Origin of the sequence: Italian clover phyllody phytoplasma str. MA1 (genome assembly GCF_000300695.1) — a bacterium.
GTDB lineage: Bacteria > Bacillota_I > Bacilli_A > Acholeplasmatales > Acholeplasmataceae > Phytoplasma.
The window spans coordinates 1-390 of sequence record NZ_AKIM01000176.1; the positions used below are offsets into that span (position 1 = coordinate 1).

Genomic DNA, 390 nt, shown 5'->3' on the forward strand with positions numbered 1-390 from the left:
TATATCTATAATGATAATTATACTCGATATTTGATATTATAGTTGTATCATTATCATTATAGATATAAAATATCACTGGTTCGATGTGCTTGTTTTTAAATAGGATATTTGAAGAGGCAAACTGTCATAAAAGTGTCAGTCTTGAGAAATATATTTATATTTAGGGTGTATCTTTTTCACCCGATAACCTTGTTTCGTTTTAGTTAAGAAGAATTGAATATATTTTAAATCTTCTTGACGATAATAGATGATATTTAAACCTTTCTTATAGTTGGTTTTGATTGGGTTATGATATTTATTTATTTTATTAGGGTCTAGTTGGTATAATTGTAAGTTTTCTAGTTTATGAAGATTGATTTTGCCAATTAATTTTTTGATGATATTTTTAGA

At 24.4% G+C, this 390-nt stretch carries 1 pseudogene; it reads right to left on the reverse strand.

From position 1 onward, the window contains the following. Positions 1-135: 135 nt before the first annotated feature. Positions 136-390: pseudogene (locus tag RI01_RS03195) on the reverse strand (hypothetical protein); the annotation flags it as partial.